Here is a 26,415-nt window from a genome sequence, read left to right on the forward strand (position 1 = left end):
CGGATGCCGTCGGCGCGCTCCCGCACGCCACGTGCGGGCCCCGCACACCCCGTGCACGCCCTGCCGGCGAGGGCCGTCCTGTCGGTACGGTGGCGAACCCGTGCAGTCGAAGGGCGGCACCGTGCATCAGCGCCAGCTGGGGACGGTCATCCGGGCCGCCCGGTGTGCACAGCGAATGACCCAGGCCCAGCTGGGCCGGGCATGTGGGTACTCGGCGGCTGCGATCAGCCGGGTCGAGGCGGGTCTGCTGCGGCCGGCACCGGAGCCGCTGGTGTTGATGGCCCGGGCGTTGGACCTGCCGGTTGACACCCTCGGTGTGGGCCGGCGGGCTACTCTGGCGCAGGTGGAGCTGTACTGGATCGGCGTCCACACTGCGCTGGGTACCCCGGACGAGGGTGTGCCGTACGCGGCGCGGATTGCGCCGGGGCAGTTGCCGACGGCTGAGCGCCGGGCCCGGTTCGGCACGGACTGCGCCCGCATGTGGCACCAGCTCGGTGACCAGCGTCGGACGTTCGGTGCGCTGCGGTTCACAGAGCAGGTGGCGCCGGAGGAGGTGCGTCGGCCGGCTCTGCGGGCGTTGACGGCCGACCTGCTGTACGCGTCGGTGACGGTGCCTGGGGTGCGGGAGCTTGCCACGCGCACGGGCATCTCGTAGGTAGTCGTACGTTCGGCCAAGCCGCTGCGGCGGCGGCCCTTCGGCTGGGACGCTCTGCCCATACAGACCGTAGCGAAGGCACCGGCCCTGCTCCCTCGACTACGTCATTGCAGGTCAAGGCCCCTATTGGTACACCTGTCCACGCCGTCCGAGCTCAGGACGAATGCCGTCCGGAGTGGTACGGCTGCTTCATGCGCCGCCTCGCCGAGCGCCCGGCGAACCTGACCTTCTTCCTGCGCGCCATGGCGACGCGCGGCTGAGGCCCCAGTACCGCGAACGGCCCGCACCCCTTGTGGAAGGGGGGTGCGGGCCGTTCGTCGTGCCACCCGGACTACAGGAAGGGCTTGGTGTCCAGCGTGAAGCCGAAGGGCTCGGGCAGGGCGAGCGGTTCGCCGAAGGCGGCGAGGTGGACCTCGGTGTACTCGTCGCGGAGCGGCTTGGCGAAGAGGCTGACCTGCGACTTCTCCCGGTCGACGAGGAGGTACAGCGGGATCGCGGCGCGGGCGTAGCAGTGCCGCTTGGCGATCCGGTCCTGGTCGGGCTTGCCGGACGTCACCTCGGCGACCATGGCCACCCCGTCGGGGTCCATCCAGGACGGGGCGCCGCGGAAGAGGCGGAGTTCCTCGGGCGCGAAGGTGGCGTCGGGGATGACGTGGTTCTTCGGGCAGAGCCCGCCGCTGACCAGTCGCAGGCCCTTCCCGCCCGAGATGCTCATGTCGATCGCCGAGCTCCGGATCACCTGCTTGACCAGGTGGCTGATGTAGTCCTCGTGATCGCCGTCCGGCGGTGGTGCCACGATGATCTCTCCCTCGATGAGCTCGGCCCGGAAGCCTTCGGGGGAGTGCAGGCTCAGGAAGCTCTCCAGCAGGATGTCCTCCTGCGATGGTGAGTCCGCGATCGGTTGCTCATGCGCCACAGCACTCATGATGCCCCTCCTCCTGGTGGGAGTCACGCTAATCCGGTGTTTTGTGGACTTATGCAGTACACGGTGTTTTTTCACTCGATGGTGTGAGTGCGAGTGGCGGCCTAGGATCGCGGTGGTGATGAACTGGGCTACCTAGAAGAGGAGTTGGCGTGCTGAAGAGGTTTGCTGAGCTGTCGACGCCGTTGGTGGCGGACGCGTGCGTGCGGTTGGGGGTGGAGCTGCGGGCGGCGCCGGCCGGGGTGCGGCCGGTGGTTGCCGGGAGCCGGATCGCCGGGCGGGTGCTGCCGGTGCGGCACTACGGGAGCGTCGACGTGTTCCTGGAGGCGTACGGCGCGGCGGAGCCCGGGGACGTGCTGGTGATCGACAACGGTGGCCGGGCGGACGAGGCCTGCGTCGGGGACCTCGCGGTGCTGGAGGCACAGGCCGCCGGGGTGGCCGGGCTGGTGGTCTGGGGGCTGCACCGGGACACCCCGGAGCTGGTGGAGATCGGGGTGCCGGTGTTCAGCTACGGCAGCCTGCCGCTCGGGCCGCTGCGGCTCGACCCGCAGGAGCCGGAGGCGCTGGTCACGGCCACCTTCGGGCCGCACCTGGTGAGCGCCGCGGACGCGGTGTTCGGGGACGCCGACGGCGTGCTGTTCGTCCCGGCGGCCCGGGTGGACGAGGTGCTGGAGACGGCCGCCGGGATCGCGCGGACGGAGCGCGCGCAGGCGGAGCGGATCCGCTCGGGCGACACGCTGCGCCGGCAGACCGCCTTCGACGACTACCTGGAGCGGCGCGCCGCCGACCCGGCGTACAGCTTCCGGCAGCATCTGCGCCGGGTGGGCGGGGCGATCGAGGAGTAGCGGCCGGGCAGTTCAGAGGGTGCGGTGCATGATGTGCAGCCCGACGTAGCCGTGGACGGGGTGGCGGAAGCCGTCCGGGACCGTCCCGATCACGGTGAAGCCGAGCCGCTCGTACAGCTTCACCGCGTGCTCGTTGGACGCCACGACGGCGTTGAACTGCATGGCCAGGTAGCCCGACCGGCGGGCCCAGTCGACGGTGTACTCGGCGAGTGCCCGGCCGACGCCGCGGCCGCCGTGCGCAGGGTCCACCATGTAGCTGGCGCTGGCGATGTGCGCGCTGTTGCCCAGGTGGTTGCGGTTCATCTTGGCGGTGCCGAGCACGGTGCCCGTGGTCTCGTCGACGGCGACCACGGTGCGGTTCGGTTCGGGCAGCAGCCACCACGCCCGGCTGTCCTCGAAGGAGAGGTCGAGCGGGTAGGTGAAGGTCTCGCCGGCGGCGGCGATGGTGTGGAAGAACGGCCAGATGGCCGGCCAGTCCTCGGTGGTGGCTTCCCTGATCAGCATGCGGACAGCATGGGGGCCGGGCGGCGCGAGAACCAAACGGCTTTCGCGTCTGCCGCCCGGCCCCGGGCGCCGCGTCGGACGGACGGTCAGAGCATCGAGGCGGCAGGCTTGACCATGGCGCGCGCGGTCTTGGCGTCGACGTACTCGCCGATCGCGGTCATCACCCACTCGCCGGAGTACTGGCGGACCAGCTTGCACATCACCACACCGGTTCGCGCCTCGGACTGGGTGAGGTCGAAGCGGACCAGCTCCTGGCCCGAACCGGCGTCGACCAGGCGGCAGTACGCGTTCTTGACGTCGGTGAACTTCTGCCCGGAGAAGGAGTTCACCACGAACACCAGGCCGCAGACCTCCGCCGGCAGGCCGTCCAGGTGGACGGTGATCGACTCGTCGTCGCCGCCGCCCTGGCCGGTGAGGTTGTCGCCCGAGTGGGCGACGGCGCCGTTGAAGATGCCCAGCTTCATGAACCAGGCGGTGTCCAGCTTCTCGCGCTTGCCGTCGAAGGCGATGCAGGAGGCGTCCAGGTCGATGCTGCGGCCGTTGCCGGCCGGCTCCCAGCCGAGGCCCATCCGGATCGAGGAGAGGAAGGGCTTGCCGTTCTTCTCCAGCGAGACCGAGCCGCCCTTGGTGAGGCTCACCCGGCCCTTGTCCAGGGTCACCTTGGTGAGCGAGGGCGCCGCGGCGGCGGGTGCGGCCTGCGGCAGCGGGGGGTTGGCGGCGAGGGCCACCCGCGGGTCGATCGGGCCGGTGGCGGCCGGCGGGGCCGCGGGGGGTGCGGCCGGCGGGGCCGGGGAGCGGCGGGCGGGGCCGGCGGCGCGGGCGGTGCGGTGACGGGGGCGGGCGCGGTGGCCGGGGCGGGCGCGGTGACGGGGGCGGCCGCCGCCGGGGCGGGCGCGTCCTCGACCTGGACACCGAAGTCGGTGGCGATGCCGGCCAGGCCGTCGGCGTAGCCCTGGCCGACGGCGCGGACCTTCCAGGCCCCGTTGCGGAGGTAGACCTCGACCACGATGAGCGCGGTCTCCCGCCCCAGCTGCGGCGGGGTGAAGGTGACCAGCACCTCGCCGGTGGCGGTGTCCCGGACGGTGGCGGTCGGTTCGATGCCGGCGAAGGTGGCGCCCGCCTCGTCGGGGCTGGCGGTCACCACGATCTTGGTGATGCCGTCCGGGACGGCGGCGGTGTCGATGCTGATCGCGTCCGGGGTGCCGCCGGAGGCCGGGCGGTGCGTGACCCCGGGGCCGTTCGGGGCGTTGAAGAACACGAAGTCGGCGTCCGAGCGGACCTTTCCGGCGTCGGTCAGCAGCAGGCCGGATACGTCCAGCGCCTTGGGCGCGGTCACCTCGACGGTCACCCGCGCGGCGGTCAGCGGGGCGTTGCCGCCTTGGGTCAGGACCGTGGACACGAACTCCTCCTCGGATGCGGTGGCACGGCGGCGGGGCCCGGGTCGGGGGCGCCGTGCCGAGTGGTACCCACAGTAACGAACGGGGCTGCGGAGAAGAGCCCGAGCAGGCCGGTGACCTGTCGGGTTGTCGGATCGCCGGTCAGCGCCGCGCGGGGGCGGGGGCGGGGGTGGTCGTGGGGGTCTCGGCGCCGAAGCTGCCGAGTGCGGCGACGGCCCGCGGGTGCTGGATGCCGAAGGCGGCGGCGTTCCAGCTCTCGGCCGCGGCGGCCTTCGGCGGCGCGGTGGCGGGCCCGGTCGGGCCGAGCGGTCCGGCTTGTCCGGTGGGTCCGGCAGGGGCCGTCGGACGGAAGGGGCTGCCGGGCACGGGGGTGCCGCTGGGGCCGGGCACGGGTGCCGGGTGGGTGTCGCGGACGCCGAAGGTGTACCGGCCGGGCCGGAGGTCGGTGCCGGCCGGGGTGCTGAACCGGTAGACCAGGGTGCCGCGTTCCCGGAACGAGGTGATCACCGCGCCGGTGAGGTCGGTCCAGGCGGTGCCGGGGTCGGCGGCCGACTCGCCGGGGGCCGACTCGCCGGGGGCCAGCCGGAACTCGGCCTGGAACGCGGTGACCGGCTCGCCGACGGTGAGGGTGAGCAGGTGGCGGGTGCCGTCGGGGCCGAGCGACTGGACCACGGCGGTGCCGGTGAGCGTGCGGTCGGCGTCCTCGCCCTCGGTGGGGTCGGCCGGGTCGCCGGTGGGGTGCCCCGGGACGGGGTCGGTCGGCCGGCCGGGCGGACCCGGCTGCGCGCCGGGGCCCTGGCCCTGGCCGGGCAGGAGGGTCCCGGGGTCCGGCGTGCCGGGGGCCCCGGACGGGCCGGACGGGCCGGGGGTGTTCGGGGCGAGGGGCCGCTGGGCCGCCGGCTGGTCGGTGCCGGTCGGGTACTCGGTACCGGTCGGGTACTCGGTACCGGTCGGGTACTCCGTACCGGTGGGGTACTCGGTGCCGACGGGCCGCCCGGGGCCGGTCGGCTGCGGGGTGGCGGGGCCTGCGGTGGCCGCCGGGTGACCGCCCGGCACCGGGCCGAGCGCCTCGGCGGACGGTCCGTCCGTGGTGGCGGGGGCCCGGCCGGCGCCGGCGCGGCCCTCGGCGAGCGGTACGGATGCCGCCGGGGAGGAGGAGCGCGGGGCGGGCACCGTGCCGGCGGGCGGGTGTGCGGCGGCGGTGGCGGCGGGCGAGGCCGCCCCGGTCGGGCGGTTGTCGGGGCGGTCGGCGGGCGGGCCGGCGACCGGGGCCGGCGTGCTGGCGTCGGCGGCGTCGGCCCGCCCGGTCGCGGTGGGGTCGGTGGGCGGCGTGCTGCCGACCCGGGCCACCCCGGCCCGGCGGCCCACGCCCTGCTGCTCGTTGAGCAGGCAGGTGGTGGCGATGCTGATGCCGACCACGGTGGACATCGCCATCGCGGCGCCGGAGAACCGCAGGGTGGGCAGCCGGAGCCGGCCGCCGAAGGGCTTCGGCCGGCCGTGCCGGCCGTGCCGCTCACGCAGTTCGCCCTGCCGTTCTCGTTCGAGCTGCACGCCTTGCTCGGTGTCCTCGCGCAGACCCACCGGACCCCTCCCTCCCCGAAGTCGCCGTTGCGATCGCAGCATTCTTCCACGCGTCGTCGGCGGGCCCGAACCGCCGCCGCGGGCGGGCCGTTGCCGCCCGGGGCCCCGTCCGGTGCGGTCCGGTCCGGGCAGCCCGGTCCTCCGGGGCGCCCGGGCCGTCCAGCGGCGGCTCACGGCGGAGCCGCCGGTGTTCGCGCGCGCGGGCCCGCGCCGGCAGGGGGACGAGCGTACCAGCGGCCTCCGGCCGGTCGGCCAGTCCTTGGAGGGGGCCAATCCGTTCCGTGGACAGCCTTTCTGCGAACGGAAGTTGACGATCCGTCTGACAACGGCGGGGTAAGGGTCGGTGGTCGAGGGCGGGGATTATTGCAACCTCCTTGCAACCCTTGCCGGTCCGGCCGGGGTGCCGCAGGCTGGGAGCATCCCACGCCGTCCCGGAGAGATCGTCATGCCGCCCGACCCGCTGCCCGCACCCTCCAGTGCCCCTCTCGCCGCCACCCCCACGGGCGGCGAAGAGGCAGGCTCCACCGCCGCTCCGGCGGCGGTGGAGGAGGTGCTCCCGCTGCGGATCTCGCTGGGCGAGGAGGTCGTCGGCGAAGTCCGGACCAGGTTCCGGTTCGACGCCGAGCGCCCGTACGAGGTGTTGCTGACGTTCCATCTCGGCCGGCCGGACGAGGCCGACTGGGTGTTCTCGCGCGATCTGCTGCGCGACGGCCTGCGCTCGTTGAGCGGCCAGGGCGACGTCAAACTGTGGCCGGCGTACTGCCCGTGCCACGGTTCGACGTTGCACCTGGCGCTCGAATCACCCCACGGAAGTGCGCTGTTGGAGGTCTCCAAGCCCAGGGTCCAGGCCTGGCTGGACCGGACGTACGCACTCGTCTCGGAGGCGGCCGAGCTGGCCTACGGCCCGACCGACGCCCAGCTGTCCGAGCTGCTCGCCGGCGGCTGACGCCGCGTCGGCGGAGGGCCGGCGGCGTCCCCCGGGACACGCGGCCCCGGCAGCGGTGGTGCGCCGGGCAGCCGGACGGTGCCCGCGGCCAGGCCGGCCCGCAGCCGCCGGACGGCCGGCGCGGTGGAGACCGGCAGCAGGTCGTAGGGGTCGTCCGGGGCGAGCACGGTGACCAGGACGGATTCCGCGAACCGGTAGGGCCGGTGGGCCAGCAGGCCGCCGAGGTAGCGCCGCAGCCGGGAGAGTTCGGCGCGCACGGTGACCGTCCGGGCCGGGTCGCCGAAGAGCGCGTCGGCGAGGCCGGCCGCGCTGTGCCCGTCGCGCTCGACCGCCAGCAGGAGCAGCAGTTCGGCGTGGCGCGGGCTGAGCGCGTGCGACCAGCTGCCGGCGGTGCCGTGCGCCGACAGTTCGGGCCGGTCCGGGCGGCGCAGGTCGAGCCGCAGCCGGGCACCCTCCGCCTGCTCGGCGGTGAAGGTGGCGCCGTCGGCCGTGCCGTCGTCGCGCTGCGTCCGGACCGGCCGGATCAGCCAGCCGTCGGCGAGCGGTTCGATCGCGCACTCGCCGAGCCCGGCCAGCCAGTGCACGGCGGCGGAGTCCCAGTCCCCGGTGGGGAGTCGGAGCCGGGCGGGTGGCGGGAGGCCGGCCGCGGCGGCCGTCCAGCCGGCGGCGTCGACGACCAGGGCCGGGCCGTTCACCCGGGCCAGCAGCGGGGCGGCCAGGGTGCGCAGCTGGTGCAGCGACTCCAGGCGGCGGGCGCGCATCTCGGTCTCGGCGAGCCGGGCGGCGGTGGCGGTGAGCTGCAGCAGGTACGGCCGGACGGTGTGGGCCGGCCCGCTGAGGTTGATGACGCCCGCCAGCCGGCCGGTGCCCGGGTCGTGCACCGGGGCGGCGACGCACGTCCAGGAGTGGTGGCTGCGCAGGTAGTGCTCGGCGGAGTGGACGTGCATCGGGCGCTGGGCGCGCAGCGCGGCGGCGATGCCGTTGGTGCCGACGGTCTCCTCGATCCACCGGGCGCCGGTGAGGAAGCCGATCCGGTCGGCGCTGCGGCGCAGGCCGCGTTCGCCCTCCTGCCAGAGGATGTGGCCCTCGGCGTCGGCGATGGCGAGGATCAGCGGGGCCTGGCCGACCGGTTCGAGCAGGGTGTCGCGCAGGACGGGCAGCACCGCGTCCAGGCCGCTGGCCCGGCGGCGGTGCTCCACCTCGGCGGGGCCGAGGTGGACGGCGACGGCGCCGGCGTCCGGGTCGAGGCCGAGGCGGCGCAGCCGGGCCCAGGAGTCGCCGATCTCGGGGCGCGGCTGGAGGCTCGGCGGGGCGTCGTCGGCCGGCACGGGCTCCCGGGTGAGGTCGCGGGCGGCGGCTTCGGCGAGGGTGCGGTCGTGGACCTTGGCCAGCTCCGCCGCGGTCTGTGCGGTCTGTGCGGTCCGGCGTTCGGGCCGTCGGGTCTGCCGTCCGGTCTGCCGCACTCGCCTTGCTCCTCGCCGCCGATCGAGGGCGCGTCGGGGCCGACGCGTTGACGAAAGAGTACGGGGGCGACCGGGCCCTGGGGACGGGGTCCACCAAGTCGGCACAGCGCGCACTATGACAATGCACATGCCAAGTCGCTATGGATGGGTCGGCGCCTGTTGCCGGGGCCGGTTCTCCGGCCGCCGGCGCCCGTCGCAGGCGGGTTCCGGCGGAGCGGGGCGGTGGCCTTCCGGGGGCGTGGCGGCGGGCCGTCAGGGGTGCGGGGCGGCGCCCTGCTGGGCGGCCTCGACCGTGCGGTGCAGGTCGGCGGTGGCGTCCAGGGTGGTGGCGGCGGTCAGCGCCAGACAGGCGGCCAGGGCGAGGGCGGCGGCCCGGCAGCCGGTGCCGGCCGCGGTGGGGCGCGGCTGCAGCAGCGCCGCGACCCGGCGCGGGACCGGTCCGGAGTGGGCGGCGGGGGCCAGCCGGGGCCGGTCCGGCCGGGGGGAGCGGCTCGCCGCCAGGGCGGCCCGGCCGACCGCGCGGGCGGTCACGGTGCGGTCGCCGACCTGCTCGGCGGCGGACTCGTCGGCCCACCGCTCCAGGTGGTAGCCGAGCGGCGCGCGCAGCGGGCGCAGTGCCGGGTGGACGGCGGCGGCGTGGTCGGCGAGGGCGAGGAAGAGGTGGTGGCGGGCGGCCAGGTGGGCGCGTTCGTGGGCGAGCAGGGCGGCCCGCTCGGGGGCGGTGAGGGCGCGCAGCATGCCGGAGGTGACCACGATCCGCCCCGGTTCGGCGGGGCGGCCGGGGCGCGGGAGGCGGCCGGGGAGGGCGAAGGCGTCGGCGCGGTCGTCGTCCAGCACCGCGAGCGGGGCGGGGCCGACGGGCCGCAGGAGCGTGCGGAGGTGCCCCCTGCGCCGGGCATCCCGGGTGCGCGCCTGGCGCACGGAGGCGTGCCGGGGGCGCACGTCCGGATGCTGGGCGGCGGTGGGGTCCGCGGGCGGGCGGGCCCCTCCGGCCGGTCCGAGGGCGGGTGGCGGGGCGGTGGCGAGGGCCGGTCCGAGGGCGGGGGCCGGGTCCGTCGCGGGGGCTGGGCCTGCCACGGCGACCGGGCCCGCAACGGCGTCCGGGCTTGCCATGGTGACCGGTCCCGCCACGGCGACCGGTCCGAGGGCGGTGCGGGCCGCGTGCAGTTCGCGGCGCCGGAGCCGGACGGTCCGGAGGGCGAGGACGGCCAGCACCGCGAGGGCGGCGCCGGCGGCCAGGGCGGCGGGCAGCGCGGCCTGCGACGCGGTGGCCGGCCAGGGTGCCGAGAGGTGGCCGAGCGCGGCGACCGGCGGCAGCCGGAGCAGGCCGGCGGCGGCCAGCAGGCCGAGCGAGCAGAGCGTGCCGCCGGCCAGCACGACCGAGGTGCCGGCCAGCGTCCAGGCGGCGGCCCGCGGGGTCAGCCGCTCGGCGAGGCGGCGGGCCAGCGGGGCGGCGAGGAGGGGGAGCAGCAGAGGTGCCCAGACGGCGAGGATCACGACGCCGCCGGTCCGCTGCCGTCCGGGGCCCGGGTGCCGTCCGCCGGCCCGGCGCCGTCGCCGAGGAGGTCGCGCAGCAGGCGCTCGTCCTCGGGGGAGAGGTCGGAGACGAACCGGGCCAGCACGGTGGAGCGGTCCGCCTCGCGCCCCAGTTCGGTGTGCATCCGGCGGGCGGCGAGGCCGGCCTGGTCCCGCACGGTCGGGGTGTACGCGTAGGCGCGACCCGCCCGGGTCCGCTCCACCGTGCCCTTCTCGTGCAGCCGGGCGAGGATCGTGGCGACGGTGGTCCGGGCCAGGCCGTCGCCGAGGGCGGTCTGGACGTCCTGCGGCGTCAGTGGCCGGTGGGCGGACCAGAGCGTGGCCAGTACCTCGTTCTCCAGCTCCCCGGCGGGCCGGCGGGCGGGCGGTACGTCGGGCATGGCGGCGGTTCCTCCAGGAGTCGTCTACAGTCGTGTCGACCGTCTACGTCACTGTAGACGGTCGAGGGCGTGCTCCGCTGGTGCCGCCCTCCAACGTACGGGAGGTCCGCCAGCCTTGCTCCAGTCGTCCGCCGGTCCGGCCCTTCACCCGCTCGCGGTGAACCTGCTGGACGCCTCCTCGCTCCTCGCATCGTTCGGTGCGCTGGGCATCGCCGTCGTGCTCTTCGCCGAGACCGGCCTGCTCGTCGGGTTCTTCCTGCCCGGCGACTCGCTGCTGTTCACGGCCGGCCTGCTCTGCGTCCCCGGTGCCACCAAGGGCCCGCAGCTGGAGCTCTACCTGGTGCTCCCGGCGGCCCTGGCCGGGGCGCTGCTCGGCGCCCAGACCGGCTACCTGATCGGCAAGCGGGGCGGGCGCGCACTGCTGGCCCGGACGGAGCGCAAGAGCCTCCAGCGGGGCATCGGCCGGGCGGACGAGATGCTCGCCAAGTACGGGCACGGCAAGGCGATCGTGCTCGCGCGGTTCGTGCCGGTCGTCCGGACGGTGCTGAACCCGATGTGCGGCGTGCTCGGGGTGCCGGTCCGCTCGTTCACCTTCTGGCAGATCGCCGGCGGCACGCTCTGGACGGTCGGCGTGGTGCTGGCCGGCTACGCGCTCGGCTCGTCGGTGCCCGGGATCGACCAGTACCTGCTTCCCATCGTCGGTCTGGTAGTAGTTGTCTCTGTGATCCCGATTGTTCTCGAATTGTTCCGCGCCCGGAAGGCCCGGCGCCACGGCGGTGACGCCCGATGACGCCCTCGCGCGCCCTGGCCGTCTACGACGGCAGCGGTATCGACGGCGGCCTGTACCGCCGGGTCGTCGGGTGGGCGGACGCCGCCCCGTACTGGCTCGACCAGCTGGTGAAGGTCTGGTCCGCGATCGGGCTCGGCCTGTTCGCCGTCCTCATGGTCCTGGCCTGGTGGCGGGCCCGCGGCGCCGGTCCGGCCGTGATGGCCCGGGTCCTGGCCTCACCGCTGATCGTGATCGCCGCGTACGCCGTGAACTCCGCCTTCAAGAGCCTGGTGGAGGAGGTCCGGCCCTGCGCCCAGCTGGGCGTGCGCAGCACCCTGGAGGCCTGCCCGGGCACCGGCGACTGGTCCTTCCCCAGCAACCACACGGTGATCGCCTTCGCCGCGGCGACGGCCCTGTGGTTCGCCGACCGGCGGCTCGGCCGGATCGCGGTGGTCGCCGCCGTGCTGATGGGCGCCTCCCGCGTCTGGGTCGGCGTCCACTACCCGCACGACGTGCTGGTCGGCGCGGTGGTCGGCGTCCTGGTGGCCGTCCCGCCGGCGCTGGCCGCCGGCCGGGCCGCCCCGCTGGTCGGCCGGGCCCGCGGCGGTGCGCTGCGGCCGCTGCTCGGCGCGGGCGCCGTCGTGACGGCGGGCGGCCGTCCGCCGCTGGAGGCGCAGCGGCGCTGATTCCGCTACCGCCGCCCCGGGCCTTGTCCGGCCGGGGCGGCCGGGGCAGCATGTGAGCCGGGCGTGGGGCCCCTTGATCGGGGCGCCCGCCCGGCTCAGTCGTGCCGGGGTGCCGAGGCGCCCCGGCGTGCCCGTGGAGGGGAGTGCTGTCCATGCCGTACCGACTCGACGTCGTCCAGGGGGACTGGCCCGCGGACGAGCTCCGCAAGGGGGTGGAGGGGCTGCTCGCGGAGGCCATGGTGCTCACGCTCGCCACCGCCGGCCACGAGCACGGCCCGCACGCCAACCTGGCCTTCTTCGCCTACGACGACGACCTCGTCCTGTACTTCGTCAGCGAGCGCGCGACCCGGCACAGCCACCACCTGGCCGAGGAGGCCCGGGCGGCGGCCACCGTCTTCCTGCCGCCGCCGGTCTTCGGCGAGCAGCTGCGCGGGGTCCAGCTGACCGGCAGTGCGGGGGAGGCCTGGGGGCACCAGGCGGAGGCCGCGTTCGCCGCCTACCAGGGGCGGTACCCGGCCTTCGGGCAGGACGAGGAGGTGCGGCGGCAGTTCCTGACCGGCGCCGGTGCCGCCGCGCTGTACCGGTTCCAGGTGGAGGAGCTGACGGCGGTGGACGAACCGCACTTCGGGCGGCGCAACTACCTGCGGGCGTCCGTGGCGCGGTAGCCGTAGCCGTAGCGGCAGCGGTGTGGTGGCGTCAGGCCCGGCGGGGTGTCTCGCGGGCCTCCCCGGCCTCCTGGGGGTCCTCGGCCTCCCGGGCCGCCGTGGCCTCCCCGGCCTCTCCGGCTTCCCGGGTCGCCGTCGGCCCGGTGCCGTCCGTGCCGCCGCCGCGGCGGGTGTGGACGTAGTACCCGAGGCCGGCGGCGCACGCGCCGCCCACCATGACGGCTTTGACGCCCGCCAGGCCGGCGAGCCGGGCCAGGCCGTAGCCGTCGGGTGCGAGGCCGCTCCCCCGCAGGACCGCCCAGGCCAGTGCGGCGAGGGCCAGCGCGGCGAGGACGGCTCCGGCGGTGCGGAGCGGGCCGCGGCGGCGGGACGGGTCGGGAGTGGTGCCGGTCATGAGGTGCGCTCCGGGGGTGGGTGGGGCGGATGCCGGGTGGGCCGGGTGGTGGCGGGGCGGCAGGGGGCGGGGCATGGCCGGTCGGACCGGAGCCCGTCGGGCCCGGCGCTCCCGGGCTCAGAGCTCGTCGTAGAGCTCGACCAGGCCGCGCAGGACGGTCGTGACGGTCTCCACCTCCGCGGTGTCGAGGCCCGAGGTCAGCCGTTCCAGTGACTCCAGCAGTGCCGCGTTGCGCAGCCGGTGCCGTTCGCGGCCGGCCGGGGTGAGGGCGACCAGGGTGGAGCGGCGGTCGTGCTCGGGGCGTTCGCGGGTGACGTAGCCGGCCTCCTCCAGGCCGTTGACCAGCTGAGTGGTGGCGGCCGGGGTCGTCTCGGTGCCGGCCGCGAGCCGGCTGACGGGCAGCGGACCCTCGTCGGCGAGCACGCGCAGGGCCCGCGCGTGGGTGAGGGAGAGGGCGCCGCGTGAGCGGGTGGCCCGGCCGCGCAGCCGGGCGTCGGCCGCGCTGAGGCTGTAGGCGGCGCGGGCCAGGCCGTCCAGCGCGGTGTCGCGGGCGCTGTCGTCGGGGGCCTCGGGGGCCCCGGCGGTCTCGGGGGCTTTGGGGGCCTTGGGGGCGGGCTCTTCCGGCACGGTCTCTCCTTCGTCGGCGCGGGTTGACAACAGGATAAGCATAAGGACTTAATGATTAAGTACTTATCTATTGCACCGAACGGAGCGTACCGCCATGACCATGCGATCGACCGGACAGAGCTGGGCCCTGGATCTCGCCCTCGCCCAGGGCGGTTTCGATGCCCTGCACCCGCAGGCCAAGGGCACCATGGAGCAGCTCGGCCACGACCACACCGACTTCGACAAGGTCTTCGCGCTGGTCCGCAGCGGCGCCATGCTCCCCAAGGCGTGGGCCACCGTGGCCGGCCAGGCCGAGGAGCGGGCCGCGCACCACGAGCGCGGCGGCTTCCCCCGCACCGCCGCCGACCTCTACCTGCGCGCCGCCGTGATGTGGGGCCGGGCCCAGTACTCGGTCTTCGACGCGTCCGACCCCCGCAAGCGGGCCTTCCGTGAGCGGACCAACCACTGCGTGGCCCGGCTCGGCGAGCTGCGCGGCCGCCGGGTGCGCCGGGTCGTCCTGGACTTCGAGGGCGGGCGGATCCACGCCCTGCTCCACCTGCCGGCCGGGGTGGTCGAGGGGGCCCCGGCGGTCCTGCTGGGCCCGGGGATGGACATGGTCAAGGAGGACTACATCTACGCCGCCGAGCGCTACTACACCTCGCGCGGTGTGGTCGCGCTCTCGATCGAGGGGCCCGGCCAGGGCGAGTCCCGGGCCCGCGGGCTCACCGTCGACCTCACCAACTACGAGCGTGCGATCGGCCGCTACCTCGACTACCTGACGGAGCTGCCCGAGGTGGACCCGGCCCGGATCGGGATGTTCGGCATCAGCATGAGCGGCTACTGGGGCATGCGGGCCGCCGCCACCGATCCGCGGCTCGCCGCGCTCGCGAGCTTCGAGGGGGTCAGCGGCGACTTCGACACGATCTTCGAGCGGGCCCAGCCCACCTTCAAGCACAACTACATGTTCATGGCCGGCTACACCGACGAGGCGGCCTTCGACCGGGAGCTCGCCGCCCGGATGCCGCTCGGCGAACTCGTCACCGGCATCACCTGCCCCGTCCTGCTCGGCATCGGCGAGTTCGACGAACTCACCGGGTTGGAGCAGGCGATGGCGACGTACGAGCGGATCCGCGCCCCGAAGGAGCTGCGGGTGTACGAGGACGAGTTCCACCCGCTGGGCGGGACCGCCGCCGAGGTGTTCCGCTTCGGCGCCGAGTGGCTGGAGCGGGCCCTGGACGGCGAACTGCGCGAGCCCGGGCGCGACGTGCGGCACTACGTGCACGCCGACGGCCGGACCACGGACGGGACGGCCGCTCCGGCCTGGTGGCTCGGTGCGGACCCGGTCCGGGCCGCCTGACCGGGTGACCGGGGGCCAGGGGGCGGGCGGCGGTGCTGCCGTCGCACCCCCGCGTGCTGCCGTCCCGCGCCCGCCTCCTCGTGTTGTCTGTACAACTTTTCGACCGGTTCACCTGTGGGACCGGAATCGGACTCCTGGCGGCCACCTCGCGGCATCAGCCTGGCCGCATGAGAGTCATCGTCGTAGGAGCAGGCGTGCTCGGCACCATGCACGCCTGGCAGGCCGTCGAGCGCGGCCACGAGGTCGTCCACCTGGAGCGCGAGACCGAGGCGCGCGGCGCCTCCGTGCGCAACTTCGGACTGGTCTGGGTCAGCGGCCGGGCCGGGGGCGAGGAGCTGGACACCGCGCTGCGCGCCCGGGAGCTCTGGGAGCGGATCGGCGCCCGGGTGCCCGACCTCGGCTTCCGGGCCAACGGCTCGCTCACCGCGATCCGCACCGAGGCCGAACTCGCCGTCGCCGAACAGGCGCTGACCCGGCCCGACGCCGCCGCCCGCGGCTACCGGCTGCTCGACGCGGACGAGACCCGGGCCGCCAACCCCGCCCTGCGCGGCAAGCTGCTCGGCGCCCTGTGGTGCGAGCGGGACGCCGCCGTCGAGCCCCGCACCGCCCAGCCCGCGCTGCGCGCCGCCCTGGAGGCGAGCGGTCGCTACACCTTCCTCCCCGGGCGCGAGGTCCGCGAGGTGATCGGCGAGAACGCCGTCCGTGACGACCACGGCGACGTCCACACCGGCGACCTCGTCGTGCTCTGCACCGGTGCCTGGCTGGGCGGCCTGGTCCGCGAGCTGGCCCCCGAACTGCCCGTCCGCCGCGTCCGGTTGCAGATGATGCAGACCGACCCGCTGGGCGAGACGCTGACCAGCTCGGTCGCCGACGGCGACAGCTTCCGCTACTACCCCGCCTTCGCCGGGGACGCGCTGGAGCGGCTCAAGGCCGCGCAGCCGCAGCCGCCGGTCGCCGCCGAGCACAAGATGCAGCTGCTGATGGTCCAGCGGCGCGACGGCGGTCTCACCATCGGCGACACCCACGAGTACGACCAGCCGTTCGGCTTCGACGTGGTCGAGGACCCGTACGACCACCTGGTCGGCGTGGCCGAGGAGCTGCTCGGCCGGCCGCTGCCGCGCGTCCGCCGCCGCTGGGCCGGGGTGTACGCGCAGTGCGTCGACACCACCCGGGTCGTCCACCGGGAGCGCGTCCGCGACGCCGTCTGGCTGGTCACCGGCCCCGGCGGCCGCGGTATGACCTGCTCCCCGGCCATCGCCGAGACCACCGCCGAACTCGCCAACCTGTAATTTCTTAGGGGTAGTTGAACATGTCCACTGATATCCGTCTGGTCGTCCTCGACATGGCCGGCACCACCGTGGCCGACGACGGCCTGGTCGAGCAGGCCTTCCGGGCCGCCGCCGGCACCCTCGGCGTCGAGGCCGACAGCCCCGAGCACGCCCGCATGCTGGAGCACGTCCGGGTCACCATGGGCGAGTCCAAGATCTCCGTCTTCCGGCACCTGTTCGGTGCGGAGGACAAGGCGCAGGCCGCCAACGCCGCGTTCGAGGCCGCCTACCACGACCTCGTCGACGCCGGGCACTGCGCCGCGCTGCCCGGTGCGGCCGAGGCCATCGCCGAACTGCGCGGCCAGGGCCGGAAGGTCGTCCTCACCACCGGCTTCTCCCGGGCCACCCAGGACCGGATCCTGCGCGCGCTCGGCTGGGAGTCGATCGCCGACCTCACCCTCTGCCCCGCCGAGGCCGGCCGCGGCCGCCCCTACCCCGACCTGGCGCTCACCGCGCTGCTGCGCACGGAGACCGACTCCGTCCGCCAGATCGCCGTCGCCGGGGACACCGGCTACGACATGCTGACCGGCTCCCGGGCCGGCGCCGCGGTGGTCGCGGGCGTCCTGACCGGTGCCCACGACGCGGACCGCCTCCGGGCGGACGGCGCCACGCACGTGCTCGGGTCGGTCGCCGAGCTGCCGGCCCTGCTGGCGGGCTGATCGACGGCGGCGGGGGGCGGGGAGGCAGGAGAACCGCCTCCCCGCCCCCCCGCCGGCGCACCCCCGGGTGCGGCGTCAGGCCGCCGGCAGTCGCAGCGCCTCGTACGCCGCGGCGAGGGACTTCTCCGCCTGCGGCTTCAGCCCGGCCATCTGCGGCACGACCGTCGCCAGCGTCAACTCCGCGTGCACGAACGTCAGATCGTCGGCGAGGCCGATCGAGGCCAGGACGGCCCGCAGGTAGGGCTCCTGATGGTCCCAGCCCTCGCGCGGCGTGCCGGGCGCGTACGAGCCGCCGCGCGCCGTGACCACCACGACGGACTTCCCGCCGAGCAGCCCGGCCCCGGCCCCGGGCGCCACCATGTGGGCCGGGGTCACCAGGCGGTCCAGCCACGCCTTGACCGTCGACGGGATCGCGTAGTTGTACATGGGGATGCCGAGGACCAGCGTCGTCGCCCCCCGCACCTCCGCGGTCAGCGCCTCGTTCAGCGCCCGCTCCTGCGGCGGCTCGCCGTGCTCGCCGCTCGGGTCGAGCAGGGCCTCGCGGACGGCGTGCGTGAGGTGCGGGACGGGATCGGCCGCCAAGTCCCGGTAGGCGTAGCCGCCCCCGGGGTGGTTCCGCTGCCACTCGGCGGCGTGGAAGTCGGTCAACTCCCGGGTGACGGAGCCGGTCCGGCGGATGCTGGCGTCGATGTGCAGCAGGGAAGGCATGCGGTGACCTCGAAGTGTGGTGTCGATGCGGATCCGGGGCCCCGTCGCCGGAGCCGGGCACCGGGCCGCGCCCGGAGGGCGGCGGTGCGCGCTCACGACCGTAGACATTGACGTCGGCGTCAAAGCAAGTCCCTTGGAGGGGCAGGCCGTTCGTTGCTCCGCGGGCTCCGCCGGCCTTATGCCGTTGCGCTCGGGCGGCCCGCCGGGGAAGCTGGCAGGTCGGAGGTGGTGGGGATGACCGAGGTGGTCCTGAAGCTGTCGGTGCGTGATCTGGTGCACGCCGACCTGGAGTCGTGCGGGTGGTCCGGGTCGGACATTCATCTGGCGAACGTGGTGCAGCAGTTGGTGCGCGCCAGGCGCGGCGAGGTCGACTACCTCGCCGTCTGCACGCCGGCCGACGTCCCGGTGGCGAAGACGGGGATCGACTACCGGGCCAAGGAGGGGGCCGGCACGATCTGGCAGCTGGCCGTCCACCCCGCGCTGCAGTCCTGCGGGATCGGCACGCTGCTCCTCGCGGCCGCCGAGGAGCGGATCGCGGCCCACGGTCTGCGCCACGCCGAGATCGCGGTGGAGGAGAGCAACCCGCGGGCCCTGGCCCTGTACGAGCGTCTGGGCTACGTCGCCTACGACCGGCGGCCCGACGGCTGGGACGAGCGGGCGCCGGACGGCTCGGTGCGCCGCCACGAGACGATCGGCATCCTGATGCGCAAGGAGCTCACCCGGCCGGTCGACGGCCCGGTCTAGCCGCCGTGACCGGCCCCGGCCCCGGGGCCGGTCATGAAAGCCCCGCCGCGGCAGCCGGTCGGCCGGGGCGACGCTCCGCGGGGAATCCACTCCTGCTCCTCCTGTTCAGCGGTCCCAGTGCGGGCTGAGTGCGATGCGCTGCAACTGGTCGACGGTGAGCGGCGAAGGCGTCGGAGGTGTGCCGCAGCGCGTCGTGCAGGCGCCGGTACGAGGTGAAGGTGCGGACCAGCACGGTGTGCGCGTACGCGACCGGGGCCTGGCTGCGGTCGATCCGCCGCCAGGACCGGTACATCTTGGCGAGGGTCTCCTGGACGAGGTCCTCCGCGAGGTGCCGGTCGCCGGTGAGCAGGCAGGCGGTGCGGAACAGCTGGTCGCTGCGGGCATGGGCGAACTCCAGGAAGTCCGCGGGTGTGTCCCCCACCGAATGGCCCCCTCTCGAACGGATGTCACCCACAGACACGCGTCGGGGCCGGGCCCGCGTTACAGGGCCCCGCGGGATGCGCGGTGGCAGCCGGCCGTACCGGGTCATCGTCCACCCCCGCTGCCCGGGTGCCCGGTGCCTGCGCGCGCCTCCGCGCGCAGGCACCGGGCCGGCGCAGGGCTCAGTGCAGGGTGCCCGCGTAGCGCTGGGTGAAGCGGGTGCCGGTGGGGGCGGTGACCGTCACGTCGTAGCGGGACTGGTCGAGCGGGTAGCCGGCGGTGGCCGTGGAGTTCGGCTGGACGCGGACGGTCTGCACGGTGCCGGCGAAGTCGTTCGGGGTGAGGGTGAAGGTGATCGCCGTCCGTCCGGTGTTGCTGAGGGTGAAGGTGAGGGCGGTGCTGCCGGCGGCGGCGGTGACCACCGGGACGGCCACGTCGTCCTGGTCGGCGCGGACGACGGTGCCGGCGAAGCGGCGGACGAAGCCGTCCGGGCCGTGCACGGTGAAGTCGTAGCGGCCGTCGGTGGCGGCGGCGTCCCAGGTGTGGGTGCGGGTGGCGCCGGGGGCGACGGTGTACGAGGTGCCGGCGAAGGCGTAGACGATGTTCGGGTAGACGGTGAACGGGAACGCGACCGTGCCGTCGTTGTTCATGGTGCAGGTGACCAGGCCGGTGCCGCGGTCGACGGTGACGTCCGCCCACGGCCGGTAGGGCAGCCGGCGGTGCGGGCGCGGCCCGGACTCCTGGACGGGCATGGACTGGGTGCCGGTGGCGGGCAGGGCGACGCCGGGGAGCTTGGCGCCCGCGTCGGCCTTGGCCATCAGGGCGACGGTGTCGGGCAGCGACGGGACGGACCAGTCCGGCGCGGTGAAGTCGAAGCAGCTGGTGAGGTCGCCGCAGACGGCGCGCCGCCAGGCGGAGATGTTGGGTTCGGCGACGCCGGTGACCTGCTCCATGAAACGCAGCACCGACGTGTGGTCGAAGACCTGGGAGTTGACGTAGCCGCCGCGGGACCAGGGCGAGGCGACCCAGAGCGGGACGCGGTTGCCGAGGCCGATGGCGCGGCCCTGGGTGTACTCCTCGGGGGTGCCCGGCTCGGGGGTGGGCGGCACCATGTGGTCGAAGTAGCCGTCGTTCTCGTCGTACATGACGAGGAAGACGGTGTGCTGCCAGACCGCCGGGTTGGACATCAGCGACTGGAGTGCGGTGTTGACCCAGTGGGCGCCGTAGTCCGGGCTGGCGCTGGGGTGTTCGGAGAACAGGTACGGCGCGACCAGCCAGGAGATCGTCGGCAGGCTGCCGTCCTTGCAGTGCTGGTCGAACGCGGTGAGGTCGAACTTGGTCATCGCGTTGACGTAACGGGGGTCCGTCGCGGGGAAGTTGTGGAACTGCTTGAAGTAGGAGAGGGCGTTGTCGTCGTAGTCGCCCGTCCGGTCGTCCTTGCTCGGATTGTGGTAGACCCGCCAGGAGACGCCGGCGGACTGGAGGCGCTCGGCGTAGGTCGTCCAGTCGGCGACGGGGTTGTCGGTGACGGGGGTGTTGTCGATCCACGGGCCGGTGGTGCCGTCCCGGCCGGGGCCGGAGGTGCCCGTCCAGAGGTAGAGCCGGTTGGGGTCGGTCGGGCCGGCCAGCGAGCAGAAGTAGGCGTCGCAGAGGGTGAAGGCGTCGGCCAGCGCGTACTGGTAGGGGATGTCGGCGCGGGTGAAGTAGCCCATCGTGCGCTCGCCCTTGGCGGCGATCCACTTGTTCATCGCGCCGTTGTTGATCGCCTGGTGGCCGGTGGCCCAGTCGTGGGCGAGGCCGCCGGCGTTCTGCGCGTTGTACTTGGTGGTGTCCATCCGGTACGGCAGCATCGCGCCGCCGTCGCTGCGGCCGGCGTCCGGCTGGCGGAACACGTCGGTGCCGTCGGGGAACTGCAGCGCCTGCTTGTCGCCGAAGCCGCGGACGCCGTTCAGGGTGCCGAAGTAGTGGTCGAAGCTGCGGTTCTCCTGCATCAGCACGACGACGTGCTTGACGTCGGCGATGCTGCCGGCGGGGGAGGCGGCGGCGGCCGCCGGGGAGGGCAGGCCGGCGAGGGCGGTGGCGCCGGCGGCCGCGGTGGCGCCGACGAAGGTGCGGCGGGAGAGCTCGGGCATGGTGGCGTGGCCTCTCAGAGCTGGAAGGTGGCGACGGCGGCGGCGCAGTCCGAGGGCCAGCCGTTGCCGGCGGCGGTCGGCTCGGGCTGGGGCCAGCCGGTGGCGAGCGTGTGGGCCTCGACCAGGGTGAGCGGCCCGGCGAAGTGCACGGCGGCGATCCGGTCCTGCGGCTCGGCCTTGCCGGCGGCGCGCTGCTTGCGGCTCGGCGACCAGGTGGCGCCGGGGGAGGCGGCCGGGTCGGGGTGGGCGGCGCGGAAGCTGTCGGTCAGTCCGGCGGCCTGGAGGGCGCCGGTGACCGGCCAGGCGAGCGGGCCGACACCGCTGTGCGCGGGTGCGGTGGCGGCCGTCCAGTCGAGGTGGGACGGCGAGGCGAGGTCGGCGCCGAGGGCGACGGCGCGGCCCGCGGCCACGTCGGCCTGGACGGCGGTGGCCAGTGCCCGGGCCTGCTGGAGCCGGACGGAGCCGTTCTCGGTGGCCAGCACCTGGGCGGCGCTCTGGCCGTCCTGGGCGGCGTACGGGCCGTACCCGGTCTCGTCGAGGTGGGCGGCCCAGAAGCGCGCGGTGCGACCGCCCGGCAGCTGGAGGGTGGCGCCGGCGGCGGGCAGCGAGGCGGTGACGGCCGTGACGGCGGTCAGCGGGTAGCGGCTCAGGATGCCGACGCTGCCGGCGCTCTGGTAGGCGTACCAGCCGAGGGCGGTCGCGAGCGCCTGCGCGGCGGTGCCGGCGGTCTCCTGGAGCGCGAGGACGTCCAGGCCCTGGGTGAGGACGGTGCGCAGCTGCTTCTCGGTGGCGTCGGTGAAGGCGGCGCCCGCGTTGGCGAGGTTCCAGCTGGCGGCCTTGAGCCGCGGCGCGGTGGCGGCCGGGTCGACCACCGGGACGGTGAGGGTGAGCGCGTCGGTGACGCCGCCGGTGTCCTTGACGCCGACGAGGAGCTGCGTCTCGCCGGTGCTCGCGGGGGCGGTGCCGGTGACGGTGCCGTCGGCCGCGACGGAGAGCCAGGCCGGGCCGGCGACCTTGCGGAAGGCGGGCGTCCCGGCCGGGCGGCACCAGAGGCCGCCGAGCTTGACGGAGACGGCGGCGCCGGGCGCGACGGCGGTGGCGGTGAGCGCGTCCACGGCGAGGTGCGGGCGGACGGGCGCCGGCTTGGGCTTGAAGGTGAAGGGCGCGGTCTGGGCCAGGATGCCGTAGCCGTCCTTGGCCAGCAGGTAGGCGGTGTACGGGCCGCCGGTGAGGGCGGAGGTGTCGAGCTGGACGTCGCCGGAGGCGCCCGGGGTGTACTTCCAGAGCAGCGAGGAGCCGGTGCCGGGCTGGCGGGTGCCGTCGTAGATGCCGACCCAGTTCTTGGCGTCGGCGGCGTTGGTCGTCCAGTGGAAGGTGAGCTTGTCGCCTTCGGTGGGGGAGGTGGGCGAGGCGAGGGTGAGGGTGCTGCCTGTGGCCACGGAGGTCCTTCGGTCGGGGGCGTCGAGTTGGCTGAACAACTGGACGCCCATTGACCCGAAGAGCGACATACTCCGTGTGAACGAGGCATGACCGTACGCAAGAAGGATGGACAACTCACCGTTGAGTCTTGGTCGTTGACGAACGGAGGGGCCGTCCGCGGTCGGGCCCGGTCGACCGGTGGGCAACGCGAAGGAGCAGGAAGCCGGCCGGGCCGACTTCCTGCTCCAGGGCTTCTTGCTTCGGGGCTTCTCGTATCCGGGCCTTCTTGCTCCGGGCCTTCTTGCGCCGGGCCTTCTTGCTCCGAGGGGCGTCCCCGACTCAGTGGCCGCCCTTCAGGTTGAGCACCACCACGCCGACGATGATCAGGGCCAGGCCCAGCCACTGGAGCCGGCCCAGGGACTCGCCGAAGGCGACCACGCCTATGCCGGCCACGGCCGCCGTGCCCGCGCCCGACCAGACCGCGTACGCGACCGAGACCGGGATGTGCTTCAGCGCCCGGCCGAGCAGGGCGAAGGAGAGCACGTAGCCGACGCCGACGCCGATGCTCGGCAGCAGGCGGGTGAAGCCCTCGGTGAGCTTGAGGGCGCTGGTGGCGCAGACCTCACTGATGATGGCGAGGGCGAGCAGGAGATAGGGCATGGCCGGTCAGACCGCCGGCGCAGCGCCGAGCTTCCCGAGCAGCGCGAGGTCGGCGTGGACGAGGCTGTCGAGCAGGGTGATCCGGGTGCCGTCGGGGATCGCCACGTCGCTGGAGGGGACGGCCAGCACCGCGCAGCCCGCGGCGGTGGCGGAGGCGACGCCGGTCGGGGTGTCCTCGACGGCGACGCAGGCGGCCGGGTCCAGGCCGAGCCGCTCGGCGGCGGCGAGGTACGGGTCGGGCGCGGGCTTGGTGCGGGCGGTGTCCTCGGCGGCCAGGGTGACGGCGAACCAGTCGCGGCCGATGGTGGAGAGGACGAGGTCGACCACCCGGCGCGGGGAGGCGGAGACCAGCGCGGTGGGCACCCGGGCGTCCCGGAGCTCGGCGAGCAGGGCGAGGGCGCCGGGGCGCGGGATCGTCTCGGCGGCGACCTTGCCGGCGAAGGACTCGCCGAGCCGGTCGGCGAGTTCGGCCTCGCTCAGCGCCGTGCCGCTGACCCGGTGCAGGTGGGCGGCGGTGTGCTCGACGGCCTGGCCGAGCACCTCGGGGACGTCGGTGTCCGTCAGCGGGTGGTGCAGTTCGGCGGCGAGTTCGGCGGCGGCCTGCCACCAGAGGTGCTCGGTGTCGACCAGGGTGCCGTCCATGTCGAACAGGACGGCGGCGGGCAGGGGGGATGCAGGCATGGCGGTACCTTCGGTGGTTCCTAGGAGATGGCGCTTCAGACGGTACGGCGGTCGACCAGGACCGGGCGCTCCGGGAGGGTCAGTGCGGCGCGCGAGCCGACCGGGAGGGCGGCCGTGGCCTCGGTGGGCAGGTCGGCCTTGACCTCGGTGCCGTCGTCGAGCCGGACGGTGAGCCGGGTGACGGCGCCGAGGAAGGACGCGGACACCACGAGGGCCGGGCCGTTCGCGGCGGGGGTCAGCGCGACGTTCTCGGGGCGGACGAGGACGTCCAGCGATCCGTCGGCGGGCAGCGCGCCGTCCACGGCGTGCCGGCGCCCGAGCACCTCGACGCCCTCGCCGGACCGCACGCACGGGATGCGGCTCATGGTGCCGACGAACTCGGCGACGAAGGCGGTGGCCGGGCGGGCGTACAGCTCGGACGGGGTGGCGCACTGCTCCAGCCGGCCGGCGCGCAGCACCGCGACCCGGTCGGCCATCGAGAGCGCCTCCTCCTGGTCGTGGGTGACGAACAGGGTGGTGATCCCCAGCTCCTGCTGGAGGCGGCGGATCTCCTCGCGCAGCGACAGCCGGACCTTGGCGTCCAGCGCGGACAGCGGCTCGTCGAGCAGCAGCACGCGCGGCTGCAGGGCGAGCGCCCGGGCGAGCGCGATGCGCTGCTGCTGGCCGCCGGACATCTGGTGCGGGTAGCGGTCGGCGTGCTGCGGCAGGCCGACCAGCTCCAGCAGATCCAGGGCGCGCTTGCGGCGCTCGGCCTTGCCGGTGCCGCGCATCCGCAGGCCGAAGGCGACGTTGTCGGCGGCGGTCAGGTGCGGGAAGAGGCTGTACGACTGGAACACCATGCCCGCGTCGCGCCGGTGGGCGGGGATCCGGGTGATGTCCTCGCCGTCCACCAGTACCTGGCCGGAGTCGTGCTGCTCGAAGCCGGCCAGGATGCGCAGCGCGGTGGTCTTCCCGCAGCCGGAGGGGCCGAGCAGGGCGAGCAGCTCGCCCGGGTGGACGGTGAGGTCGAGGCCGTCCAGCGCGGTGGTGGCGCCGAACGTGCGGCGCAGCGAGCGGAATTCGACGGTCGCGCCGCCGGGTGCGAGGTGGACGCCGGCGGCGGGGGCGGTAACCGTGCTCATGGTGGGTGACTCCGGGGGGTTCAGGAGGTGGTGGTCTTCCGGCCGCGCTCGCGGCCGATGGTGGCCAGCAGGAGCAGCAGCAGCCAGGTGATCAGCAGGCTCAGGATGGAGACCGCGACCGACATGTGGGCCTGGCTGTTGCCGACCGAGTAGATCCACACCGGGAAGGGCTGGTAGCCGAGGATCGAGGCGGCGGTGAACTCGCCGAGCACCAGGGCCAGGGTGAGGAAGGAGGCGTTGAGCAGCGCGCCGCGCAGGTTGGGCAGCACGACGGTGAACACCGCGCGCGGCCAGCTCGCACCGCAGTTGCGGGCGGCCTCGACCAGGGTGCGCACGTCCACCGCGCGCAGGCCGGCGTCGATCGCCCGGTAGGCGAGCGGGAGCGCCATCAGCACGTAGGCGATGACCAGCACGAGCGGGAAGTCCGGGTCCTGGATGAACACGAAGGTCTGGAAGAACGGCGTGTCCATCAGGTAGTCCGGGCCCCAGCGGAGCACGCCGATCATGCCGGCGGTCAGCGCGACCGGCGGGACGACCAGCGGCAGGGTGCAGAGCACGTCGATCACCGGGCGCAGCTTCGGTGCGCCGAGCCGGACGGCGATCAGCGCCGGCACCAGGAGGAGCAGCAGCACCAGGACGGTGACCACGGCCAGCCCGAGGGTGAGCCAGAGGCTGTCGAGGAAGCCCTCGGCGCTCAGCAGGCCCGTGTAGGCCTCGAAGGAGAAGCCCTTCGGGTCGTCGATCGAGAAGTAGCCGGCGGCGGCCAGCGGCACGATGAAGTACAGCCCGGCGAGCAGCAGGACGGCGCCGCGCCACCAGCGCACCTTCGGGCGCCGCGGGGTTCGGGTGGTCGTCAGCTGAGCCATCGGGCACTCCGGCGCTGGAGGGGGAGGTACACGGCCATCACCAGGACGGCCACCACGATCATGTTGAGGCTGAGGGCGAGCGCGAGGTTGCCCTGGCCGACCAGCACGTTGCCGGAGAGGGCGTCGGCGATCGACCGGCTGACCAGCGGGACGGTCGCGCCGACCATGGCGGCGGCGGTCGCGTACGCGGCGAAGGCGCTGCCGAAGAGCAGCACGAAGCCGCCGAGCAGCGAGGGCAGCAGGATCGGCAGGGCGACGTGGCGCCAGTACTGCACGGTGGTGGCCCGGTTGTTGTGGGCGGCCTCGCGCCACTGCACCCGCAGGCCGTCCAGGGCCGGGGTGATGGTGAGCACCATCAGCGGGATGAGGAAGTACAGGTAGACGATGGTCAGGCCGGTGAAGGAGTAGAGCGACCAGCCGTGGTCGGTCAGGTGCAGCAGCTTGGTCACCTCGCCGGCGTTGCCGAGGGTCGCGACGAACGCGAAGGCGAGCGGCAGGCCGCCGAAGTTGGCGAGCACGCCGGAGGCGGTCAGCACGGCCTGGCGCAGCCAGCCGCGCCGCGAGGTCACCACGGCCTGGGCGATCGGCAGGCCGATCAGGGTGGCCAGCAGGGCGGTGAGCGCGGACAGCTTGAGGCTGCTGACCATCGACGTCCAGTACGCGCCCTGGACGGAGGCGGTGATGTTGTCGAAGGTGAACTGGCCGGCACCGCCCTCCGCGTCGCTGGAGGTGGTGAAGGCACCGATCACGATGGCGACGGCGGGGAGGCCGAAGCCGATCACGAAGAAGAGGAAGAGCGGCAGGGTGGCGAGCCAGGAGGCGCCGCCGGGGCGCCGGCGGCTGCGCCGGCGGGGGGTGGGGGTGGTCGGTGCGGTGGCGGACGCCCCCGCGCCGCCACCGAGGTCGGTGGCGGCGGGGGTGGTCGGCACCGGGGTGGGAGCCGTGGTCATAAGTGGGATTGCCCGTTCCAG

General features: G+C 74.7%; 27 protein-coding genes and 1 pseudogene. 10 read left to right on the forward strand and 18 right to left on the reverse strand.

What is annotated here, in order from left to right; all coding sequences use genetic code 11:
• Positions 1-100 precede the first annotated feature (100 nt).
• Positions 101-655 (forward strand): helix-turn-helix domain-containing protein, encoded by a 555-nt coding sequence (locus OH807_RS29150; protein ID WP_406204579.1) that lies wholly within the window; start codon positions 101-103, stop codon positions 653-655.
• Between the two features lie 331 nt (positions 656-986).
• Here the strand turns inward: OH807_RS29150 and OH807_RS29155 are convergent, their stop codons facing one another.
• Complete coding sequence (locus tag OH807_RS29155; protein WP_406204582.1) at positions 987-1,580, reverse strand: Uma2 family endonuclease; 594 nt, start codon at positions 1,578-1,580, stop codon at positions 987-989.
• 149 nt (positions 1,581-1,729) lie between these two features.
• Here OH807_RS29155 and OH807_RS29160 point away from each other — a divergent pair, with 149 nt between their 5' ends.
• The gene (locus OH807_RS29160; protein ID WP_406204585.1) at positions 1,730-2,422 is read left to right on the forward strand and encodes an RraA family protein; all 693 of its coding nucleotides are present in this window, start codon (positions 1,730-1,732) and stop codon (positions 2,420-2,422) included.
• 12 nt (positions 2,423-2,434) lie between these two features.
• On the opposite strand, the gene OH807_RS29165 is transcribed toward OH807_RS29160, so the two are convergent.
• The 3 genes and pseudogenes from OH807_RS29165 to OH807_RS29175 all read right to left on the reverse strand — a co-directional run bounded on the left by OH807_RS29165 (position 2,435) and on the right by OH807_RS29175 (position 5,904).
• Complete coding sequence (locus OH807_RS29165; protein ID WP_406204587.1) at positions 2,435-2,926, reverse strand: GNAT family N-acetyltransferase; 492 nt, start codon at positions 2,924-2,926, stop codon at positions 2,435-2,437.
• A gap of 86 nt (positions 2,927-3,012) precedes the next feature.
• A pseudogene (locus tag OH807_RS29170) lies at positions 3,013-4,313 on the reverse strand (TerD family protein).
• Between the two features lie 151 nt (positions 4,314-4,464).
• Entirely contained in the window at positions 4,465-5,904 is a 1,440-nt protein-coding gene (locus tag OH807_RS29175) for a hypothetical protein (protein WP_406204590.1), read from the reverse strand.
• A gap of 445 nt (positions 5,905-6,349) precedes the next feature.
• On the opposite strand from OH807_RS29175, the gene OH807_RS29180 reads away from it, so the two are divergent.
• Positions 6,350-6,850 (forward strand): SsgA family sporulation/cell division regulator, encoded by a 501-nt coding sequence (locus OH807_RS29180; protein WP_406204593.1) that lies wholly within the window; start codon positions 6,350-6,352, stop codon positions 6,848-6,850.
• On the opposite strand, the gene OH807_RS29185 is transcribed toward OH807_RS29180, so the two are convergent.
• The 3 genes from OH807_RS29185 to OH807_RS29195 form a co-directional block, all read right to left on the reverse strand.
• On the reverse strand, positions 6,802-8,313 hold the full coding sequence (locus OH807_RS29185) for a GAF domain-containing protein (RefSeq protein WP_406204596.1): 1,512 nt from the start codon (positions 8,311-8,313) through the stop codon (positions 6,802-6,804). The two genes, OH807_RS29180 and OH807_RS29185, sit on opposite strands and share 49 nt — an antisense overlap.
• Before the next feature lie 252 nt (positions 8,314-8,565).
• Positions 8,566-9,810 carry a M48 family metalloprotease gene (locus tag OH807_RS29190; RefSeq protein WP_406204599.1) on the reverse strand — a complete coding sequence of 415 codons (1,245 nt, stop codon included), beginning with the start codon at positions 9,808-9,810 and terminating at the stop codon, positions 8,566-8,568.
• Positions 9,807-10,229, reverse strand: a complete 423-nt coding sequence (locus OH807_RS29195) for a BlaI/MecI/CopY family transcriptional regulator (protein ID WP_406204602.1) — start codon at positions 10,227-10,229, stop codon at positions 9,807-9,809. The genes OH807_RS29190 and OH807_RS29195 overlap by 4 nt, the downstream gene beginning before the upstream one ends.
• Positions 10,230-10,344: 115 nt before the next feature.
• Here OH807_RS29195 and OH807_RS29200 point away from each other — a divergent pair, with 115 nt between their 5' ends.
• The 3 genes from OH807_RS29200 (at position 10,345) to OH807_RS29210 (ending at position 12,349) form a co-directional block, all read left to right on the forward strand.
• Complete coding sequence (locus tag OH807_RS29200) at positions 10,345-11,019, forward strand: DedA family protein (protein ID WP_406204605.1); 675 nt, start codon at positions 10,345-10,347, stop codon at positions 11,017-11,019.
• Positions 11,016-11,684 carry a phosphatase PAP2 family protein gene (locus OH807_RS29205; protein ID WP_406204608.1) on the forward strand — a complete coding sequence of 223 codons (669 nt, stop codon included), beginning with the start codon at positions 11,016-11,018 and terminating at the stop codon, positions 11,682-11,684. The genes OH807_RS29200 and OH807_RS29205 overlap by 4 nt, the downstream gene beginning before the upstream one ends.
• Positions 11,685-11,836: 152 nt before the next feature.
• Positions 11,837-12,349 (forward strand): pyridoxamine 5'-phosphate oxidase family protein, encoded by a 513-nt coding sequence (locus tag OH807_RS29210; protein ID WP_406204611.1) that lies wholly within the window; start codon positions 11,837-11,839, stop codon positions 12,347-12,349.
• Between the two features lie 31 nt (positions 12,350-12,380).
• Here OH807_RS29210 and OH807_RS29215 read toward each other — a convergent pair whose 3' ends face one another.
• Positions 12,381-12,743 carry a hypothetical protein gene (locus OH807_RS29215; RefSeq protein WP_406204614.1) on the reverse strand — a complete coding sequence of 121 codons (363 nt, stop codon included), beginning with the start codon at positions 12,741-12,743 and terminating at the stop codon, positions 12,381-12,383.
• Between the two features lie 117 nt (positions 12,744-12,860).
• A complete protein-coding gene (locus OH807_RS29220; protein ID WP_406204617.1) occupies positions 12,861-13,370 on the reverse strand; it encodes a MarR family winged helix-turn-helix transcriptional regulator in 510 nt (169 codons plus the stop codon).
• A gap of 94 nt (positions 13,371-13,464) precedes the next feature.
• Between OH807_RS29220 and OH807_RS29225 the strand changes: the two genes are divergently transcribed.
• The 3 genes from OH807_RS29225 to OH807_RS29235 all read left to right on the forward strand — a co-directional run bounded on the left by OH807_RS29225 (position 13,465) and on the right by OH807_RS29235 (position 16,693).
• Complete coding sequence (locus tag OH807_RS29225) at positions 13,465-14,706, forward strand: alpha/beta hydrolase (protein ID WP_406204620.1); 1,242 nt, start codon at positions 13,465-13,467, stop codon at positions 14,704-14,706.
• Positions 14,707-14,873: 167 nt separating this feature from the next.
• Positions 14,874-15,995, forward strand: a complete 1,122-nt coding sequence (locus tag OH807_RS29230; protein WP_406204623.1) for a TIGR03364 family FAD-dependent oxidoreductase — start codon at positions 14,874-14,876, stop codon at positions 15,993-15,995.
• 20 nt (positions 15,996-16,015) lie between these two features.
• Complete coding sequence (locus OH807_RS29235) at positions 16,016-16,693, forward strand: phosphonatase-like hydrolase (protein ID WP_406204626.1); 678 nt, start codon at positions 16,016-16,018, stop codon at positions 16,691-16,693.
• Positions 16,694-16,768: 75 nt separating this feature from the next.
• Here OH807_RS29235 and OH807_RS29240 read toward each other — a convergent pair whose 3' ends face one another.
• Positions 16,769-17,401 (reverse strand): FMN-dependent NADH-azoreductase, encoded by a 633-nt coding sequence (locus OH807_RS29240; protein ID WP_406204629.1) that lies wholly within the window; start codon positions 17,399-17,401, stop codon positions 16,769-16,771.
• 234 nt (positions 17,402-17,635) lie between these two features.
• On the opposite strand from OH807_RS29240, the gene OH807_RS29245 reads away from it, so the two are divergent.
• Entirely contained in the window at positions 17,636-18,145 is a 510-nt protein-coding gene (locus tag OH807_RS29245; RefSeq protein ID WP_406204632.1) for a GNAT family N-acetyltransferase, read from the forward strand.
• Between the two features lie 31 nt (positions 18,146-18,176).
• Here the strand turns inward: OH807_RS29245 and OH807_RS29250 are convergent, their stop codons facing one another.
• From OH807_RS29250 to OH807_RS29285, 8 genes are all read right to left on the reverse strand, one after another.
• Positions 18,177-18,566 carry a sigma factor gene (locus OH807_RS29250; RefSeq protein WP_406204634.1) on the reverse strand — a complete coding sequence of 130 codons (390 nt, stop codon included), beginning with the start codon at positions 18,564-18,566 and terminating at the stop codon, positions 18,177-18,179.
• 181 nt (positions 18,567-18,747) lie between these two features.
• A complete protein-coding gene (locus OH807_RS29255; RefSeq protein WP_406204637.1) occupies positions 18,748-20,697 on the reverse strand; it encodes a phosphocholine-specific phospholipase C in 1,950 nt (649 codons plus the stop codon).
• Positions 20,698-20,711: 14 nt separating this feature from the next.
• Entirely contained in the window at positions 20,712-22,136 is a 1,425-nt protein-coding gene (locus OH807_RS29260; protein WP_406204639.1) for an endonuclease/exonuclease/phosphatase family protein, read from the reverse strand.
• A gap of 319 nt (positions 22,137-22,455) precedes the next feature.
• Complete coding sequence (locus tag OH807_RS29265) at positions 22,456-22,776, reverse strand: DMT family transporter (RefSeq protein ID WP_406204641.1); 321 nt, start codon at positions 22,774-22,776, stop codon at positions 22,456-22,458.
• Positions 22,777-22,782: 6 nt separating this feature from the next.
• Positions 22,783-23,457, reverse strand: a complete 675-nt coding sequence (locus tag OH807_RS29270; protein WP_406204644.1) for an HAD family hydrolase — start codon at positions 23,455-23,457, stop codon at positions 22,783-22,785.
• Positions 23,458-23,492: 35 nt separating this feature from the next.
• Positions 23,493-24,578: an ABC transporter ATP-binding protein gene (locus OH807_RS29275; protein ID WP_406204647.1), complete on the reverse strand. Its 1,086-nt coding sequence runs from the start codon at positions 24,576-24,578 to the stop codon at positions 23,493-23,495.
• 20 nt (positions 24,579-24,598) lie between these two features.
• Positions 24,599-25,444, reverse strand: a complete 846-nt coding sequence (locus OH807_RS29280) for an ABC transporter permease (RefSeq protein WP_406204650.1) — start codon at positions 25,442-25,444, stop codon at positions 24,599-24,601.
• Positions 25,432-26,394, reverse strand: a complete 963-nt coding sequence (locus OH807_RS29285) for an ABC transporter permease (RefSeq protein WP_406204653.1) — start codon at positions 26,392-26,394, stop codon at positions 25,432-25,434. The genes OH807_RS29280 and OH807_RS29285 overlap by 13 nt, the downstream gene beginning before the upstream one ends.
• Positions 26,395-26,415 lie beyond the last annotated feature (21 nt).

Origin of the sequence: Kitasatospora sp. NBC_01560 (assembly GCF_045208415.1) — a bacterium.
Classification (GTDB): Bacteria; Actinomycetota; Actinomycetes; order Streptomycetales; family Streptomycetaceae; genus Kitasatospora.

What these genes read in the sequence shown, in the direction of transcription:
- OH807_RS29180 (WP_406204593.1), top strand. Translation starts at nt 6,350, where the DNA reads ATGCCGCCCGACCCGCTGCCCGCACCCTCCAGTGCCCCTCTCGCCGCC.
- OH807_RS29245 (WP_406204632.1), top strand. Translation starts at nt 17,636, where the DNA reads ATGACCGAGGTGGTCCTGAAGCTGTCGGTGCGTGATCTGGTGCACGCC.
- OH807_RS29235 (WP_406204626.1), top strand. Translation starts at nt 16,016, where the DNA reads ATGTCCACTGATATCCGTCTGGTCGTCCTCGACATGGCCGGCACCACC.
- OH807_RS29270 (WP_406204644.1), bottom strand. Translation starts at nt 23,457, where the DNA reads ATGCCTGCATCCCCCCTGCCCGCCGCCGTCCTGTTCGACATGGACGGC.
- OH807_RS29195 (WP_406204602.1), bottom strand. Translation starts at nt 10,229, where the DNA reads ATGCCCGACGTACCGCCCGCCCGCCGGCCCGCCGGGGAGCTGGAGAAC.
- OH807_RS29225 (WP_406204620.1), top strand. Translation starts at nt 13,465, where the DNA reads ATGACCATGCGATCGACCGGACAGAGCTGGGCCCTGGATCTCGCCCTC.
- OH807_RS29240 (WP_406204629.1), bottom strand. Translation starts at nt 17,401, where the DNA reads ATGCCTTCCCTGCTGCACATCGACGCCAGCATCCGCCGGACCGGCTCC.
- OH807_RS29275 (WP_406204647.1), bottom strand. Translation starts at nt 24,578, where the DNA reads ATGAGCACGGTTACCGCCCCCGCCGCCGGCGTCCACCTCGCACCCGGC.
- OH807_RS29205 (WP_406204608.1), top strand. Translation starts at nt 11,016, where the DNA reads ATGACGCCCTCGCGCGCCCTGGCCGTCTACGACGGCAGCGGTATCGAC.
- OH807_RS29165 (WP_406204587.1), bottom strand. Translation starts at nt 2,926, where the DNA reads ATGCTGATCAGGGAAGCCACCACCGAGGACTGGCCGGCCATCTGGCCG.
- OH807_RS29155 (WP_406204582.1), bottom strand. Translation starts at nt 1,580, where the DNA reads ATGAGTGCTGTGGCGCATGAGCAACCGATCGCGGACTCACCATCGCAG.
- OH807_RS29285 (WP_406204653.1), bottom strand. Translation starts at nt 26,394, where the DNA reads ATGACCACGGCTCCCACCCCGGTGCCGACCACCCCCGCCGCCACCGAC.
- OH807_RS29255 (WP_406204637.1), bottom strand. Translation starts at nt 20,697, where the DNA reads ATGCCCGAGCTCTCCCGCCGCACCTTCGTCGGCGCCACCGCGGCCGCC.
- OH807_RS29230 (WP_406204623.1), top strand. Translation starts at nt 14,874, where the DNA reads ATGAGAGTCATCGTCGTAGGAGCAGGCGTGCTCGGCACCATGCACGCC.
- OH807_RS29280 (WP_406204650.1), bottom strand. Translation starts at nt 25,444, where the DNA reads ATGGCTCAGCTGACGACCACCCGAACCCCGCGGCGCCCGAAGGTGCGC.
- OH807_RS29215 (WP_406204614.1), bottom strand. Translation starts at nt 12,743, where the DNA reads ATGACCGGCACCACTCCCGACCCGTCCCGCCGCCGCGGCCCGCTCCGC.
- OH807_RS29265 (WP_406204641.1), bottom strand. Translation starts at nt 22,776, where the DNA reads ATGCCCTATCTCCTGCTCGCCCTCGCCATCATCAGTGAGGTCTGCGCC.
- OH807_RS29210 (WP_406204611.1), top strand. Translation starts at nt 11,837, where the DNA reads ATGCCGTACCGACTCGACGTCGTCCAGGGGGACTGGCCCGCGGACGAG.